The 16,562-nt window shown below is 64.8% G+C and carries 16 protein-coding genes and 1 tRNA gene; 9 read left to right on the top strand and 8 right to left on the bottom strand.

The window, feature by feature from the left end; genetic code table 11:
• Nucleotides 1–3 precede the first annotated feature (3 nt).
• On the bottom strand, nt 4–1,101 hold the full coding sequence (locus B7X49_RS01065; RefSeq protein WP_286702923.1) for a glycosyltransferase family 4 protein: 1,098 nt from the start codon (nt 1,099–1,101) through the stop codon (nt 4–6).
• Nucleotides 1,098–2,897 carry an alpha/beta hydrolase gene (locus B7X49_RS01060; protein WP_286702922.1) on the bottom strand — a complete coding sequence of 600 codons (1,800 nt, stop codon included), beginning with the start codon at nt 2,895–2,897 and terminating at the stop codon, nt 1,098–1,100. The genes B7X49_RS01065 and B7X49_RS01060 overlap by 4 nt, the downstream gene beginning before the upstream one ends.
• A 63-nt stretch (nt 2,898–2,960) precedes the next feature.
• Here B7X49_RS01060 and B7X49_RS01055 point away from each other — a divergent pair, with 63 nt between their 5' ends.
• From B7X49_RS01055 to B7X49_RS01020, 8 genes are all read left to right on the top strand, one after another.
• Complete coding sequence (locus tag B7X49_RS01055; protein ID WP_286702921.1) at nt 2,961–3,641, top strand: hypothetical protein; 681 nt, start codon at nt 2,961–2,963, stop codon at nt 3,639–3,641.
• Between the two features lie 47 nt (nt 3,642–3,688).
• Nucleotides 3,689–4,900, top strand: coding sequence for an LL-diaminopimelate aminotransferase (locus B7X49_RS01050; RefSeq protein ID WP_029310674.1), 1,212 nt, complete (start codon nt 3,689–3,691; stop codon nt 4,898–4,900).
• Entirely contained in the window at nt 4,897–6,180 is a 1,284-nt protein-coding gene (locus B7X49_RS01045; RefSeq protein WP_286702920.1) for a homoserine dehydrogenase, read from the top strand. Before B7X49_RS01050 ends, B7X49_RS01045 begins: the two co-directional genes overlap by 4 nt.
• Before the next feature lie 30 nt (nt 6,181–6,210).
• Nucleotides 6,211–7,233, top strand: coding sequence for a class II fructose-bisphosphatase (glpX, locus tag B7X49_RS01040; protein WP_035227935.1), 1,023 nt, complete (start codon nt 6,211–6,213; stop codon nt 7,231–7,233).
• Entirely contained in the window at nt 7,230–9,002 is a 1,773-nt protein-coding gene (recJ, locus tag B7X49_RS01035) for a single-stranded-DNA-specific exonuclease RecJ (RefSeq protein ID WP_286702938.1), read from the top strand. Before glpX ends, recJ begins: the two co-directional genes overlap by 4 nt.
• A gap of 35 nt (nt 9,003–9,037) precedes the next feature.
• A tRNA-Glu gene (locus tag B7X49_RS01030) sits at nt 9,038–9,113 on the top strand.
• Nucleotides 9,114–9,204: 91 nt separating this feature from the next.
• Complete coding sequence (locus B7X49_RS01025; RefSeq protein WP_353744399.1) at nt 9,205–10,005, top strand: glutathione S-transferase N-terminal domain-containing protein; 801 nt, start codon at nt 9,205–9,207, stop codon at nt 10,003–10,005.
• A 136-nt stretch (nt 10,006–10,141) separates the two neighbouring features.
• Nucleotides 10,142–11,062 carry a proline iminopeptidase-family hydrolase gene (locus tag B7X49_RS01020; protein ID WP_286702918.1) on the top strand — a complete coding sequence of 307 codons (921 nt, stop codon included), beginning with the start codon at nt 10,142–10,144 and terminating at the stop codon, nt 11,060–11,062.
• 188 nt (nt 11,063–11,250) lie between these two features.
• Here B7X49_RS01020 and panE read toward each other — a convergent pair whose 3' ends face one another.
• Complete coding sequence (gene panE, locus B7X49_RS01015) at nt 11,251–12,195, bottom strand: 2-dehydropantoate 2-reductase (protein ID WP_286702917.1); 945 nt, start codon at nt 12,193–12,195, stop codon at nt 11,251–11,253.
• A gap of 3 nt (nt 12,196–12,198) precedes the next feature.
• Nucleotides 12,199–12,639 carry a PaaI family thioesterase gene (locus tag B7X49_RS01010; RefSeq protein ID WP_286702916.1) on the bottom strand — a complete coding sequence of 147 codons (441 nt, stop codon included), beginning with the start codon at nt 12,637–12,639 and terminating at the stop codon, nt 12,199–12,201.
• A 100-nt stretch (nt 12,640–12,739) separates the two neighbouring features.
• On the opposite strand from B7X49_RS01010, the gene B7X49_RS01005 reads away from it, so the two are divergent.
• Complete coding sequence (locus B7X49_RS01005) at nt 12,740–13,207, top strand: helix-turn-helix domain-containing protein (RefSeq protein ID WP_286702915.1); 468 nt, start codon at nt 12,740–12,742, stop codon at nt 13,205–13,207.
• A 29-nt stretch (nt 13,208–13,236) separates the two neighbouring features.
• On the opposite strand, the gene B7X49_RS01000 is transcribed toward B7X49_RS01005, so the two are convergent.
• The 4 genes from B7X49_RS01000 to B7X49_RS00985 are packed head-to-tail and all read right to left on the bottom strand — an operon-like array spanning nt 13,237 to nt 16,557.
• Complete coding sequence (locus B7X49_RS01000) at nt 13,237–13,941, bottom strand: ABC transporter ATP-binding protein (RefSeq protein WP_286837857.1); 705 nt, start codon at nt 13,939–13,941, stop codon at nt 13,237–13,239.
• Entirely contained in the window at nt 13,941–14,663 is a 723-nt protein-coding gene (locus B7X49_RS00995; protein WP_286702913.1) for an ATP-binding cassette domain-containing protein, read from the bottom strand. Before B7X49_RS00995 ends, B7X49_RS01000 begins: the two co-directional genes overlap by 1 nt.
• Nucleotides 14,660–15,694 (bottom strand): ABC transporter permease subunit, encoded by a 1,035-nt coding sequence (locus tag B7X49_RS00990; RefSeq protein WP_286702912.1) that lies wholly within the window; start codon nt 15,692–15,694, stop codon nt 14,660–14,662. Before B7X49_RS00990 ends, B7X49_RS00995 begins: the two co-directional genes overlap by 4 nt.
• The gene (locus B7X49_RS00985) at nt 15,691–16,557 is read right to left on the bottom strand and encodes an ABC transporter permease subunit (RefSeq protein WP_286702911.1); all 867 of its coding nucleotides are present in this window, start codon (nt 16,555–16,557) and stop codon (nt 15,691–15,693) included. Before B7X49_RS00985 ends, B7X49_RS00990 begins: the two co-directional genes overlap by 4 nt.
• Between the last annotated feature and the right edge of the window lie 5 nt (nt 16,558–16,562).

Here is a 16,562-nt window from a genome sequence, read left to right as displayed (position 1 = left end):
CGGTCATAGCGACGTTTTTTCGCCACGCAATGTCTGCAAGCGGGCGGCGATGACCGGCGTGTCGAAGGCGCGGGCGCGGGCGATGCCGGCGGCGGCGCGCATTTCGCGGGCATGATCATCGGTGGCGAGGGCTGTGATGGCCGCGGCGAGGGCAGCGGCGTCGCCCGGGTCGATCAGGATGGCGGCATCGCCGGTAACCTCCGGCAGGCCGCCGGTGTTCGTTGCGATCAGCGCCGCACCGCTGGCCAGCGCTTCGAGGGCGGTCAGGCCGAACGGTTCCGGCCAGCGCGACGGCACGACGACGATGGCGGCCGCGGCCATGGCGGCGAGCACGTCGGCGTGGGGACGATAGCCGGTGAAGCCGATGCCGGCAGCCTTGGCGGCGGCGCGCATGGCGGCGACATAGGGGGTTTCGGCGCTGTTCGGGCCGAACCGGTCGCCGCCGATGATGGTCGCTTGCCAGCCTGGCAGATGGGGCAGGGCACTCGCGCAGGCGGTGATGAAATCGGCGATGCCCTTGGGCTCGACGATGCGGCCGGCGAACAGGATGGTGCGGCTGCGCGGGGCTGTCTGTGGCGGTAGTTCGGCAAGGGTCAGCGGGTTGGGCAGCGCGATCGGGCGGTGCGTGGGGCTGACGCGCGTGGCGGGCGGCAACGACGTGCCGAAGCGCTCGGCAAGATAGGTCGAGACGCAGATGACCCGGTGCAGACGCGTCATGATGTGGGCGCGCTGTGCGGCGCGCTTCAGCCCGCGCATGGTCAGTGGGTCGTTATGGATGAACAGCATCACGCGCGAGCGGGGCATCAGGCGCGCGATCGTTACGGCGAGGCGGGGCTGCTGGTGGATTTCGATGCTGGCGGGCTGGAGGGCGAGCAGGTGGCGTAGGACGTTCATGCCATAGATCAGTGGCGGCCGACCGTGCGCTGGTCGATAGTCGATGCCGGGAAAGACGGCGGGTTCGGCCCGGCCGATGACGCACGCGCCGGCGGCATGGGCCAGGCGCTGGACGACCAGGGCGATGGCGCCGGCACGGTCCGGCGCGAATCCCTCGCTCGCCGGCAGCACCATGGCGATGCCGGCGGGCGGCCGCCCGGGTTTCAAGCAGCGCGGACCCTGACGTATTCGCCGGGCGCATCGGCGAGGGCGTGCAGCTTGCCGCTGCCGGGGATGCGAGCGGCAACCCGGGTTTTTTCACGCGGGGCGAGCCAGCGCTGCCAATCAGGCCACCAGGACCCGGCAACCTCGGTGGCACCGTCCATCCACTCCGCCGCGGCTGCGGGCAGGGCGTCGTTGACGAAATGATTGTATTTGCCGCTGCCGGGCGGGTTGACGACCCCCGCGATATGACCCGAAGCGGCCAGCACGAAGCGCTTGGGGCCGGCCATCACCTGGGTGGCCTGGTAGGTGCTGGCCCAGGGTGCGATGTGATCCTCGCGGCAGGACAGGAAATAGACCGGGATGGTGATGCGCCGTAGATCGACGCTGGTGTTATCGAGCGTCAGGCCGCCGGGTTCGATCAGGCGGTTCTTCTGGTACATGTTGCGCAGATAAAATGAGTGCATTGCGGCCGGCATGCGGGTGGAATCGGAATTCCAGTAGAGCAGGTCGAACGGGAACGAATCATTGCCCAGCAAGTAGTTGTTGACGACGAAGCTCCAGATCAGATCGTTTGAGCGCAGCATGTTGAAGGTGGTCGCCATTTCGGCACCTTCGAGATAGCCGCGCTTGTTCATTTTGTCTTCGAGTGCGCCGAGTTGTTCCTCGTCGATGAACACGCCAAGCTCGCCGACATCGGTGAAGTCGGTCAGTGTTACGAGGAACGTGGCGGATTTGATTCGTTTGTCGTTACGCGCCGCCATGACCGCGAGGGTTGCGGCCAATAGCGTGCCGCCGAGACAATAGCCGACCGCGTTGACATTGCGTTCGCCGGTTGCCGCCTCGATCGCGCCGAGCGCGGCGAAGACGCCCTCGTTCATATAATCGGCGAAATCCTTGGCGGCGAGGTGTTCATCGGGGTTGACCCAGCTTGCCACGAACACGGTGTGGCCCTGTTCCACCGCCCAGCGGATGAAGCTGTTTTTCGGCTTGAGGTCCAGGATGTAGAATTTGTTGATCCAGGGCGGAAAGATCACCAGCGGGGTCTTGACGACGGTTTCGGTGGTCGGCGCGTACTGGATCAGCTCCATCAGATCGTTGCGGAAAATAACCTTGCCGGGACTGACCGCGATGTTGCCACCGACGCTGAACTGATCGCCATCGGTCATGCGGATGTGCAACTTGCCGTGGCCGGCTTCGAGGTCGCGCAGCAGGTTCTGCAGGCCGCGCATCAGGTTTTCACCGCCCGATTCGATGGTTTTGCGCAAGACCTGCGGGTTGGTCAGCGCGAAGTTCGACGGGCTCATCGCGTCCATGAACTGGCGGGAATAGAAATCGACCTTCTGGGCGGTCTTGGGATCGAGTCCATCGACCCGCTTGACCACGTCCTGGACGAAGCGCGCCGAGAGCAGGTAACTCTGGCGGATGAAGTCGAATATCTCGCTCTCGTTCCAGCCCGCATCCGCGAAGCGTTTGTCCTTGGGGTCGACCGCGATGACCGGTGCGGTCTGCATGCCCATCAGGCGGCGCGTCGAATGCTGCCACAGCGTCATGTAGTCCTGCCAGAAGCCCATCTGCGCTTCGATCAGCTTGGTGGGATTGGCGATCATGCGCGCGGTCATTTCCATGAAGGCACCACCGATGTTCAACGGGTCGACCGTCATGCCGCGGTCGGACTGGCGCTGCAGCCATTCGCTGACGATGCGTTGGGATCGGGCACCGATGTCCGCCATGGTGCGGGAATAGACCGCGGGGTCGGGCATTGGCAGCTTGCCGGGTTCGGGATTTTGCGGGTCGGTCATGGGGACTCCTTTCGGCTCCGTGATCGAGGCGCTAGAGAAAGGTCTGCTGAGCGAGGAGCCGGAATGGTCTATACCCAAGTTTCACGGAAGCCCGAAATGGTGCAATGCCGCATGGAACACGCGTGGCGGCGCGGCCTGGGTGGTGCGATGGCGCTGCTTGCGGTGGTGACGCTGGCCGGTTGTGCGACGTATGATCCGTTGACCGCGTATCATCGCTACGAGGGCGGCGTGATCGGGCATAATCCGCCGCCCGCGCCGGGGCTGCATGATAGCTTCCCCAACCTGGCATCGGTGCCGCCCAAGCCTCCGGTATTGTCGCCGATGGTGCAGCGGGCGGTTCGCCAACAGTTACTGGCAGCCAATCATCATCAGAATGTCATGCCGGTGCCGGGCGCGACACCGGTTGTTCCGGCAAAAGCGGCACCACAGGCCATTTTGACGCCGCCGGCCGTTCTGGTCGGATTTCAGCCGGATCGGGCGATCTTGTCGCACCGCGATCGCGTGGCACTGCAAGCTTTGATCGCGCGGCGCGCGGCGACGCCCGGTGCTGGAGCTGTGGCGGTGGTTGCAATGGGATTTGCGTCGGACCGCACGCCGGCCGGGTTGAAGCTGGCGTTGCTGCGGGCAACCGCAATCGCCAATGCGCTCAGCGCAGCCGGAGTGCCGGTATCTGTCATTCGCATCGAAGCGCTCACGGCGGGTCGCGGTGGTGCGGCGCAACTGCTATACGCCGGAGCGACGTAATAAACTGTCGCAACAATAATCTTGCTTCACCTTCGCCAGGACCGACCATGACCGAGGAATTCCATCGTATCCGCCGCCTGCCACCCTACGTGTTCGCCGAGGTCAATCAGGCCAAGGCGGCGGCGCGCAACGCGCGGGAAGACATCATCGACCTCGGCATGGGCAACCCCGACAGCGCCACGCCGCCGCATATCGTGGCCAAGCTGATCGAGACCGTCGCTGACCCGCGCAGCCATCGCTATTCGACCAGCAAGGGCATTCCCGGCCTGCGCCGCGCGCTCGCCGCCTATTACGATCGCCGGTTCGGCGTGAAGCTCAACCCGGATACCGAAGTCATCGCGACGCTCGGCTCGAAAGAGGGGCTGGCCAATCTGGCCAATGCGATCACCTCGCCGGGTGATACCATCCTGGTACCGAACCCGTCCTATCCGATCCATCAGTTCGGCTTCATCATCGCGGGTGCCTCGGTGCGCTCGGTGCCGGCGACGCCGGATGAGACGATGCTGCATGCGCTGGAGCGCGCGGTGAAGCATTCGGTGCCGCGGCCGACGGCGCTGATTGTGAATTTTCCTTCAAATCCAACCGCTTATTTGGCGACGCTGGATTTTTACAAGGACATTGTCGCCTTCGCCCGCAAGCATGAGATCTTTATTCTGTCCGATCTGGCCTATGCGGAAATCTATTTCGAGGGTGAGCCGCCGCCCTCGGTGCTGCAGGTCAACGGCGCCAAGGAGTTCACCGTCGAGTTCACCTCGATGTCGAAAACCTATTCGATGCCGGGCTGGCGAATGGGATTTGCGGCGGGGAATCCGCGGTTGATTTCGGCGCTGGCGCGAATGAAATCCTACCTCGATTACGGCGCCTTCACACCGATTCAGGTGGCGGCGACGGCGGCGCTGAACGGACCGCAGGATTGCGTTGATCAGATGCGCGCCCTTTATAAGGAGCGGCGCGACGTGCTGATCAAGGGCCTGGCTCAGGCCGGGTGGGACGTGCCGAGCCCGGCGGGGTCGATGTTTGCCTGGGCGCCGATTCCCGCGCGGTATGCGCATCTCGGTTCGGTCGATTTTGCCAAGCTGCTGCTCGAGCGGGCGAAGGTTGCGGTGGCGCCCGGTATCGGGTTCGGCGAGTATGGCGATACCCATGTGCGGATCGCGCTGGTCGAGAACACGCATAGGCTGCGCCAGGCGGTGCGGAATATCCGTGGCTTCATGGCGCCGGGCAATGCGCCGGCGGTGGCGGAGACCGAGGCGGTATGACGGGCGCCCTGGCGGTCGGCATCGCCGGGCTCGGCACGGTCGGCGCGGGCGTGGTGCGGTTGCTGGCCGATCACGCAGCGCTGATCGAGGCGCGGGCGGGACGGAAGGTTACTGTAGTGGCGGTCTCCGCGCGCGATCGGGCGCGCGATCGCGGTGTTTCGCTCGAGGGGCTGCGCTGGTACGATGATCCGGTCGCCCTCGCGGCGGATGCCAAGGTCGATGTGGTGGTCGAACTGATCGGCGGGGCGGACGGGCCGGCGCATGATCTGGTGATGGCGGCCTTAGCGGCCGGCAAGCCGGTCGTGACCGCGAACAAGGCGCTGATCGCGATGCGCGGCAGCGCGCTCGGCCCGATCGAGGGTGCCAGCATCCGGTTCGAGGCTGCGGTCGCCGGCGGCATTCCGGTGATCAAGGCGCTGCGCGAAGGGCTGGCGGGTGATCGGATTGCCGGTGTTGCCGGTATTTTGAACGGCACCTGCAACTACATCCTCAGCCGCATGCGCGCTGAAAAACTCGATTTCGCGACCGTGCTGGCCGATGCGCAGGCCCAGGGCTATGCCGAGGCCGATCCGTCGTTCGATATCGATGGCATCGATACCGCGCATAAACTCGCGATTCTGGCGGCGATCGCGTTCGGCCGGGAAGTCGATTTCGGTGCCGTCCATGTCGAGGGGATCAGGGGCGTCAGCGCGCTGGATATCGCCTTCGCCGAGGAGCTTGGCTACCGCATCAAACTGCTCGGCATCGCGCGCGCGACCGATGCCGGTATCGAGACCCGCGTGCATCCGGCCATGGTGCCGCTGGCCGCACCGCTTGCCCGCGTCGATGGTGTGAACAATGCCGTGGTGATCGAGGGCGATCCGGTCGGGCAGATCGTGCTGCAGGGGCGTGGCGCGGGCGCGGGACCGACCGCTTCGGCCGTGGTGGCCGATCTGATCGATCTGGCGCGCGGTCGTGCCGCCCCGATGCTGGGCGTTGCGCCGCAGGCGCTGGCACGGCGCGCGGCGGTGCCGATGGCGGCGCATCGTGGGGCGTATTTTCTGCGCCTGATGGTGGTCGATCAACCGGGCGTGATCGCTGATGTGACGGCGGTGCTGCGCGATCATGGGATTTCGCTGGAATCGATGTTACAGCATGGCCGCAGCCCCGGCGATGCGGTGGCGGTGGTATTGGTAACGCACGTGACCCACGAAGCCGCGATGGCGGCGGCGATCACGCGGCTGGCTGCCCTTGAATCGGTGCAGGAACCGCCCGCGCTGATCCGCATCGAAACCGCCTGAATTCCACGACAGCACCAGGAAAGAAGCGCAATGACCACCGACAAATCGCCCAGCCAGTCTGACCGGAACCTCGCCCTCGAACTGGTCCGCGTGACCGAAGCTGCGGCACTCGCCGCCTCGATCTGGATCGGGCGGGGTGACAAGAACAGCGCGGATGGCGCGGCGGTGGGCGCGATGCGTCAGGCGTTCAACGCGGTGGCAATCAACGGGCTCGTGGTGATCGGCGAAGGCGAGATGGATGAGGCGCCGATGCTCTATATCGGTGAGCGGGTCGGCGCCGGCGGCCCGGAAATGGACATCGCGGTCGATCCGCTCGAAGGCACATACGTGACCGCGAAGGGTGCGCCGAACGCAATTGCCGTGATCGCACTGGCTGAACGGGGCAATTTTCTGCACGCCCCGGACATCTACATGGACAAGATTGCCGTGGGGCCCGGGCTGCCGGCCGGCGTGGTGACGCTCAACGCCTCGGTGCGCGAGAATTTGCGCAATCTCGCGATGGCGAAACAATGCGACATCTCTGATCTGATGGTCTGCACGCTCGATCGTGAGCGGCACGCCGAAATGATCGCGCATTGCCGGGAGGCCGGCGCGCGGATCAGCCTGATCGGGGATGGTGACGTGTCGGGCCTGATTGCGGTCTCGCAACCGGAGGCCGGTATCGACCTGTTCATCGGCTCTGGCGGCGCGCCGGAAGGCGTGCTGGCGGCGGCGGCGCTGCGCTGCATCGGCGGGCAGATGCAGGGGCGGTTGCTGTATGAGGACGACGCGCAGATCGAGCGCGCCCGCGGCATGGGGATCAGCGATCCGCACCGGATTTATAGCCTGGAGGAGATGGCGCGCGGCAATGTGATGTTTGCGGCAACCGGCGTGACCTCCGGCCCGATGCTGCGCGGCGTGCGCCGGTTCGGCACGGGTGCCATTACCCACTCCACCGTGATGCGCTCGAAATCCGGCACCGTGCGTACGATCGAGGCGCGGCATAATTTCGAGACCAAAACGTGGGTCGAGAGCAAACCGGCGATCGAACCCAAGGCGGGACGCGCCTCCTGATCGAGCCCGAACCGGCGCTTGGCGTCACACACAGCCTGACGGGGCGGCGCTGGGTCTGGCGGCCGGCGGAGGAGCGGATCGCCCAGGCGATCGCGCAACGCCTGTCTGCCCCCGAACTGCTGGGTCGGTTGCTGGCGGCGCGGGGTGTTGCGGCGGAGCAGGCGGCCGATTTTCTGGACCCGACCTTGCGCGCCTATCTGCCCGATCCCTCGGTGCTGACCGATATGGACACGGCGGCGGCGCGCCTGGCCGATGCGGTGCAGGACGGCGAGACGGTAGCGATTTTCGGCGATTACGACGTCGATGGCGCGTGCAGCGGTGCCTTGATGGCGCTTGGGTTGGGTGCACTCGGGATCGCCACGATCAATTACGTGCCGGACCGGATCCGCGAGGGCTACGGCCCGAACGCGCCCGCGCTGCTGGCGCTGGCCGGGCAGGGGGCGCGGCTGATCGTGTGCGTCGACTGCGGTGCCGCCGCGCATGAGGCGCTTGCGGCGCTGCACGGCGTGGCCGATGCGATCGTGCTGGATCATCACAAGCTCGAAGGTCCGCCGCCCGCCATTATCGCGACGGTCAATCCGAATCGGCTCGATGATCGGTCCGGTCTGAACAATGTCTGCGCGGCGACCATCGTGTTTCTCACCTTGATCGCGATGCAGCGCACGCTGCGCAAGCGCGGTTTTTTCACCGTGCGCCGCGAGATCGATCTGATCGCGATGCTCGATCTGGTCGCGCTGGCAACCGTGTGCGACGTGATGCCGCTGACCGGTGTGAACCGCGCGCTGGTCAGCCAAGGGCTGAAAATCATGGCGCGGCGCGCCCGGCCCGGCATTGCCGCCCTGCTCGATGTTGCCGGCGTGACCGAGGCGCCCGGTGCGATGACGTGTGGCTTTGCGCTCGGCCCGCGCATCAACGCGGCCGGGCGGATCGATCAGGCCGATCTGGGCCTGCGCGCGCTGCTCGCCGCCGATCCGGCGCAGGCGACGGAGATTGCAAGGCGGCTCGATGACATCAACCGCCAGCGTCAGGCGGTCGAGGCGGATCTGCTCGATACCGCGCTGCGCCTGGCCGAGGCGCAGTTCGCCGCCGGAGCCGCGGTGGCGCTGATCAGCGGGGATGACTGGCACCCCGGCGTGGTCGGCATCGTGGCCGGGCGGATCAAGGAGGCGTTCAACCGGCCGGCGCTGGTCGCGGGGATCAGCCAGGGGCGCGCGACCGGTTCGGGCCGTTCGATTACCGGCATCGATCTGGGCAGCGCCATTATCGCCGCACGGGAATTCGGCTTGCTGACGCGCGGCGGCGGCCATGCGATGGCGGCGGGCTTCACGCTCGAAGCTGATAAACTTGATGCCCTGCACGCGTTCCTGAACGAGCGGCTCGCCGCCGCGGCCATGCTGCCCGAGGCGGCAGACCTCAGCCTCGACGGCGCGATTGCCGCGGCCGGCGCGACCGAGGCGATCGCCGGCGAAATCGCGCGGCTCGGCCCGTTCGGCGCCGGCAATGCTGAGCCGATTTTTGTGATCCCGCGCGCGCGGGTGGTCCGCGCCGACCGGATCGGCCGCACCGAAACGACCATTCGCGCCTATATCGACGGCGAGGCGGGCGGGCGGCTGAAGACCATGCTGTTCCGCGCCAAGGACGATGCCCTGACCACGGCGCTGCTCGACCGCTCCGGCACACCGCTGCATCTGGCGGGCCATATCCGCGCCGAACGCTGGAACGGCAAAACCACCACCAGCCTGATCCTGCAGGATGCCAGCCCGGCTTGACCCGATAATCTCACTCCGCTACCGAGAGTCACGCGGTCCCGTTCGTCTAGAGGCCTAGGACGCTGCCCTCTCACGGCGGTAACACCGGTTCGAATCCGGTACGGGATACCAAGCGTTATCAGCTACTTATCATAACGCCTTGCGATCAGGGCTATGCTGTCGGCACATTGTTATGCTTGGGCCGTGTGGCGGGCACTCCCGGTTGCATGCGTCATATTGGCTCAACACGATTTTCCCCTCCGCCCGCAACCGCGTTGCCCTGATCGATGCAAACCCTGGCATCCGCCACGGTCGTCCAACCACGAAAGAGCGTCCAATGATCAAATTCTACTACAGCCTTGCGCCCAATCCCATGAAGGTCGCCTTGTTCCTCGAGGAAGCCGAACTGCCCTATGAGGCGATACCGGTCGATACCCGCAAGGGCGAGCAGTTCGACACCGCCTTCGCCGCGCTCAACCCGAACAATAAAGTGCCCTGCATTGTCGATGGCGATGCCGTCGTGTTCGACAGCAACGCGATCCTGCTCTACCTCGCTGAGAAGACCGGCCGGTTTCTGCCGGAAGCGACACCGCAGGCGCGGGGTGCATTGTTGTCGTGGTTGATGTTTGTCGCCACGGGGATTGGCCCGTATTCGGGGCAGGCGGTGCACTTCCGGCATTTTGCGCCGGAGCCAAAAGAATACGCAGTTGGCCGTTACGCGTTCGAGGCGGACCGCCATTGGGGCATTGTCGATACGCATCTGGCGGACCGGCCTTATATGCTGGGCGAGACGTATACGATTGTGGATATGGCGCTTTGGGGCTGGGCGCGGATGGTGCCGTTCGTGACCGGGGATGATGCGGTCTGGGCGCGGTTCGCCAACGTCAAGCGCCTGCTCGACGAGATCAGCGCGCGCCCGGCCGCTGTGCGCGCGGTCGCGATCAAGGATCGGCATGCGTTCAAGACCGAGATGGACGAGACGGCGCGGAAAATGATGTTTCGGCATATCACACCCAACGCCTGAATTTGTCGGGTTTCTAGGCGTTCTGCCTCATGCTTGCGACGGACTGCTTCACACATAAGCAGTCCGGGTCAGAATTCGGTCGTTTTTCCGCGTTTTGTGGATGGCGCGGTGGCCTCGCGTTGTGCATGATCGCCTGATGGATGAAACGGTCACACAATCGCGGGAAGGGTTCGCCCCGTTCGGTGCATGGCGGACCTGGTATCGGCTGACCGGCGCGCTGGAAGGCGGTAAGCCGCCGCTGATCGTGTTGCATGGCGGCCCGGGCTGCACGCATGACTATGTCGATAGTCTGAAAGAGCTCGCTGTCACCGGCCGCGCGGTGGTGCATTACGACCAGCTCGGCGGCGGCCGTTCGACCCATCTGCCGGAGATGGGGGGAGAATTCTGGACAGTTCAGCTGTTCATCGATGAGTTGAACAATCTGCTCGATCATCTCGGCATCAAGCAGAGCGGGTATCATCTGTTCGGCCAGTCCTGGGGCGGCATGCTGGGGGCGGAATTCGCGATCACGCAGCCGCCGGGCCTGCGCGCGCTGGTGATCGCCGACAGCCCGGCCTCGATGGAGACCTGGGTCGCCGAGGCGAACCGGTTGCGCGCCGATCTGCCAGACGACGTGCAGGCGACACTGACACAGCACGAGGCCGATGGCACGACCGCGAGCCCCGCGTATGAGGCGGCGGTTGCGGTGTTCTATGCGAAGCATCTGTGCCGGATCGAGCCGATGCCCGATGAGGTGACCCGCACCTTCACCATGCTGGCACAAGACCCCACCGTGTATCACACCATGAACGGCCCCAGCGAGTTCCATGTGATCGGCACGTTGAAGCATTGGACCGTGGTGGACCGGGTGCACGCGATCACGGCACCCACGCTGCTGATCTCGGGCAAATATGACGAGGCGACCATCGCCTGCGTGCAGCCGTTTCTGGCCGGCATTGCCGATGTGCGCTGGCATATATTCGGCAGATCCAGCCATATGCCGCATGTCGAGGAGAAGGCAGAGTGCCTTGCCCTCGTCGCGGCATTTCTGGATCGTTACTCGTTCACAACATCGTGACGGGAGGCGTCGTGACCAATCGCATCAATTCGTCACCACCGGCCATACCCGCTACCCGATCGCCCAGCCACGCGGTGCCGACCAACGCCCAAGCCTGATTACCGACGCCAATGGCGTGCCGCAGCCTGCCATTTTCCGCTGATGGCCGGCGGGCTGCGATGCGCTGGCGATCGATCAGGGATCGATCATCATCCGGGCGCTCGCTCGATCATGTGCGCTCGGCCGGCTTCGTAGCTCTTCACATGGACATAGGCGATCCTGAGAACTGGCGCGGCCGCGCCGGGCGGGCAGCGCGCCAGCATGGTGCCGAGGATGTGATCGGCTTCGATCCGGCCTGAGCGTTCGATATCGCGCAGCATCGAGGCGGCCAGCGGCGATCCCGGAGCGGTCAGGGCTGTGCTGGTCCGTTGCCGGGCCGGTTCGCGCAGGGTGTAGCCCTGGCTGGCCGCGATCGCGGCGCACTCGCCGGCCAGCGCGAGGGCGATGGTATCGCCACCGGCGGCCACGATATCGCCGATCGTTGCACGCATCAGGCAGGTGATGCCGGCGAGTGATGTGATGAAGGCGAATTTCTCCCACATGTCCTGCATGATCGTGTCGCTGCGCTGCGTGGCGAACCGAGCGGTGCCAAACACCGCGGCTATCGTGTTGACGCGTTGTGCCTGGCCGGGATCGCGTGCGCCGAAGGTCAGGGACTCGATCTCGTTCAGATGGATGATCCGCCCTTCAGGGTCGAGCACGGTCGAAATGACGCATTGGCCGCCGAGGACGCGCGCGGCACCGAACGCGCGGTCCAGATCGTCGAGATGGCTGATGCCGTTCAACAGCGGCAGGATCAGCGTGTCCGGCCCGACGGCTGGAGCGAAATCGGCGATGGCGCCGGCAAGATCGTAGGCTTTGCAGCTGAGCAGGATCAGATCGAAATCGGCGGTGAGGGATGCTGCGTCCACCAGCTTTGGTGACTTGTGGTGATAGTCGCCGCGCGCACTTTTGATCACCAGACCGGTCCGCCTGAGCGCTGTGGCGCGTGCGGGGCGCACCAGAAAGGTCACGTCGGCCCCGGCCTCGGTCAACCGGCCGCCGAAATAGCCGCCGATACTGCCGGCGCCGACCACCAGGATTTTCATGGCCATGGTTTACCGCTCCATCACGATCAGGGTGGATGTCGCCGAGGCATAGAGCTTGCCCGCCGCATCGGTCAGCCGCGCTTCGGCAAAGGCGGCGCGGCGGCCGATGGATACCACGGTGCCGGTGGCCCGAACCACCCCGGTTTCCGCGGTCAGCGCCCGGTGATAAGCCACTTTGAGTTCCAGCGTCGAATACGCCTGCGACGGGCTCAGCCGGGAATGCACCGCGCAACCGCAGGCGGAATCGAGCAGCGTCGCCGCGTAGCCGCCGTGCACCGTGCCGATCGGGTTATAGACCTCGCGGCCTGGATGACCCTCGAACACCACGTGACCTTCCGCCACCTCGACCAGGTCGAACCCCATCGTGCGGCCGATCCCCGGCATTTTGCCGGCGGCGATCAGCGCGCGTAGTTGTTCGAGGCCGTTCGGTGCGTCTGTTTGGGTGGTCATCGGCTGTCCTTCAATGTTGCTGGATTCATCTTATCACTTGCATCATGATAGTGACAAGTCTACAACGGTTTCATCGCGAAAGTGACAGGATTGAAATTCGATGCAACGCAAGAGTTTCGGTGATCTGCAATGCCCGATCGCCCGCAGCCTGGAGCGGGTGGGGGAGTGGTGGAGCATTTTGATTTTGCGGGATGCGTTTCATGGCCTGAAGCGGTTCGATGAGTTTCAGAAAAATCTGGATATCGCGCCGAACATGCTGACGCGACGCTTGCATGCGCTGCTGGAGTCCGGCTTGCTGGAAAAGCAACGCTACAGCGAGCATCCGCCGCGCTACGACTATGTGCTGACCGAACGCGGCCGGGATTTCCGGCCGGTGCTGTCGGCGTTGCTGGCCTGGGGCAACAAGCATTTCGCACCGGAAGGGCCGAGCGTCGTGCTGGTCGATCGGCAGACTGTGGCGGAGCTGGTGCCAATGATGGTGGATGGGCGGACCGGCAAGCGCGTGGCGACCGGCCGATGCAGAGCGCCCGCACGCTCGGCCGGGGGCGGGTCCGACGGGGCGGGGTAGCGCTGTGGAACTGGGGCGGTGGCTGGGTGCTATGGCCCCATGCCGACGAATTCCGCGATCAGCGCGGGGTCTGAGATTTGCTGGGGTGTGACTTCGCGCGTGATCGTGCCTTTCTGGATGATCAGCACGGTATCGGCGAGGTCGGCGATGAAATGCAGATCCTGCTCGACCAGGATCATGGTCAGCGCCTGGGTCTGGCGCAGCTTGTGCAGCGTTTCGATGATTTCATCGACGATCGATGGTTGAATTCCCTCGGTCGGCTCATCGAGCAGGATAAGTTTGGGGCTGCCGCACAGACAGCGCGCCAGCGCGAGCAATTGCTGCTCGCCGCCCGACAGCGCGCCGCCGGGTCGATCCAGCAGGCGGGTCAGGCGGGGGAAATCGCTCAGGACTCGTTCGATCGTGGTAGATTCATCGGTTTTGGCGAGCAGGCAGCCCATTCGCAGATTTTCATGGACGCTGAGCGATGAGAAAATGTCGCGGCCCTGCGGCACATAGCCGAGGCCGAGCTTTGCCCGGCTTGCGGGTGGCAAATGGGTGATGTCCGCCCCGTCGAACCGCACGCGCCCGGCGGTGGCGGGCAGGTATCCCATCAATGCCTTCAGCAGCGTGGTCTTGCCCATGCCGTTATGGCCGAGCACGCCGACGAAACCGCCGGAACTCACGGCAAGATCGATTCCGGTGAGGATCGGGATCTGGCCGTAGCCCGCGCAGAGACCTGAAACATCCAGCATCATGCTGCCTTTTTGCCAAGATAGACATCGCGCACCGCCTGGTTGGCCAGCACGTGGTCGACGTTGTCTTCCACCAGAATTCTGCCCTGGTTGAACACCGTGACTTGCTTAGCGATCATGCGGATGAACTGCATATCGTGCTCGACGACGATGAGCGCCTTGGTACGGTTGATTTCGCGGATCAATTGCGCGGTCCTGGCGACTTCCTCATGCGTCATGCCTGCGGCCGGTTCGTCGAGCAGGATGAGGTCGGGTTCCTGGGCGAGCACCGCGCCGATTTCGACCCATTGGCGCTGGCCGTGGGCGAGCACGCCGACCAGGCGATCCGCGATGTCGGTCAACGCCAATCTTGCCAGCACCTCATCGACGATGGCGCGCGCCCGGGCCGGCTTGTTGATCCGGATGGCCGAGACATAGAGGTTTTCGCGGACGATCAGGCCGTTGAACACGTTGGGGATCTGCGTCTTGATGCCGACGCCGAGCCGCGCGATCTCGTGCGTTTTTGCGTGGGTCACGTCGTGACCACGGAATTTGATCGTCCCCGTGCTGGGGGCCAACTGGCCGGTCAGTAGCTTGAAGAACGTGCTCTTGCCGGCGCCGTTCGGCCCGATCAGGCAGCGCAATTCGCCCTCGGCGAGGCTGAAATCGACGGTATCGACCGCGGTAACGCCGCCGAACCGCTTGCTCACGCCGCTCGCCTGCAGCAAAGCCGTGCCGCTCATGGTGCCGTCACCGTCTGTGACGATGCGCCTGCCCGCCTGCGCGCCGGAATGACGCGCGCGAGTTGCGCGGCGATGGCCGGCACCACCCCCTGTGGCACCAGCAAGACGAAGCCGAGCAGAATGACACCCAAAATCAGATTGGCATCAAAACGATGTTGCGTGCCGGTGAGGGTGATCAGATATTCGATCGCGACGGCGCCCATGATCGGCCCCAGCAATGTGCCGATGCCACCGAGCAGGACGAAAATGATGATCTGGGCCGATTGCGCGAGGCTGAAGGCGGTGGGGCTGATGAAGCCGCCCCAGTTGGTGAACAGGCAACCGGCGAGACCGGCAATGCCGCCGCCGATGGCGAAGGCGACGAGCTTGTAGAAGCGTGGATCATAGCCGAGCAGCATCGCCCTGGTCTCGTTTTCACGGATGGCGACCAGCACCCGGCCGAACCGGCCGGCGAGCAGCAGCCGCAAGCCGGCATACACGGCCATCAGCAGGATCATGCTGAGGATGAAAAACTGGAGCGGGCTCAGCGCTGCCGAAGGATCGCCCGGCAGGTTGATCGGCGGAACCGAAGGCATGCCGTTGAATCCGCCGAGTTCGGCAGCGCCGATGTGATATTGCGAACCCGAGGTCGAGTTCATCACGTTATACAGAATAACTGCGACGGTCAGCGTGATCACGCCCATATAGGCATCGCTGATCCGGCCGTAGAACATGAAATACCCCAGCAATGCAGCAAACCCCGTCGGCACCGCAATCGCCAGCAGAACCGCCCAGCTCGATCCGCCGAAATCGATCGCGGCAATGGCATAGGCATAGCCGCCGAGCCCGAAAAAGGCGGATTGGCCAAAACACATGATTCCGCCGAAGCCCCAGATGAAGCCGAGGCTGAGCGCCAGCACGGCCATGGCGATGAACACCGTGGCCTGCACCAAGCCGAACATGCCATCGATCAGCGGCAGGGCGATCGTGACGATCACGCCCGCCGCGATCACCAATGCAAACCCGGCGCGGCCGGTGAACAGCGGGCTCATAGGCTCCTCCGAAAGAACCGCCCGGTGATACCTTGCGGCAGGATGCGGATCATGATGATCGCCGCGATCAGCAACGCGACCTGACCGATTACCGGCGTGGTCTGGAATGTGACGATCTGGTCGATCGTGCCGAACAGGGCCGAGGCCAGGCCGCTGCCTGTGACGATTGCGGCACCGCCGCCGATCACGGTGATGAACGCCTTGGCGATATAGGCTGCCCCCATGCCGGGTGCGACGCCCGCGACCGGTGCCAGCACGCCGCCGGCGAGCCCGGTGAGCGCCGCGCCGAGCGCGAAGGTGAGCATGTAGATGCGGTTGGGTGCGACGCCCAGCGCGGCGGCCATTGGCGGGTTCTGCATGGTTGCCCGCACGATCAGGCCGAATTTGGTAAAGCGCAGCACGCCCCACACGCCGCCCAGCATGGCGGCGGCGACCGCGATGCTGAACACGCTGTAGAGGCTTGCGTGATACGGCCCGATGTTGAAGGCACCGAGCGGTGCCGAAACCCCCTCGACCGTGGTGCCGAACAGCGTGGTGATGCCGCCAATCATGAACAGGCTGAGGCCCCAGGTTGCCAGCATCGTGTCGATCAGCCTGCCGTACAGGAACCGGATGATGCAGCGTTCGACCAGCAGGCCGAACAGCCCGACCACGATGGGCGAGACGATGAGAATCGACACCCATAGATTGACGCCGGCATTGGTGCTCAGCACCGTCGCGTAGGCGCCGAGCATCAGGAATTCGCCGTGTGCCAGATTGATGATCCGCATCATGCCGTAAATCACGGCGAGCCCGATACTGATCAGCACGAGAACAGCGATGCCGTTGATGATGTTGAACAGGATAAGACCGAGCAACGCCATGTGCT

The organism is Acidiphilium sp. 34-64-41 (assembly GCF_002282635.1).
GTDB lineage: Bacteria > Pseudomonadota > Alphaproteobacteria > Acetobacterales > Acetobacteraceae > Acidiphilium > Acidiphilium rubrum.
Note: the sequence above shows the minus strand (reverse complement) of the source record. Positions and strands in the feature narration are given on the sequence as shown.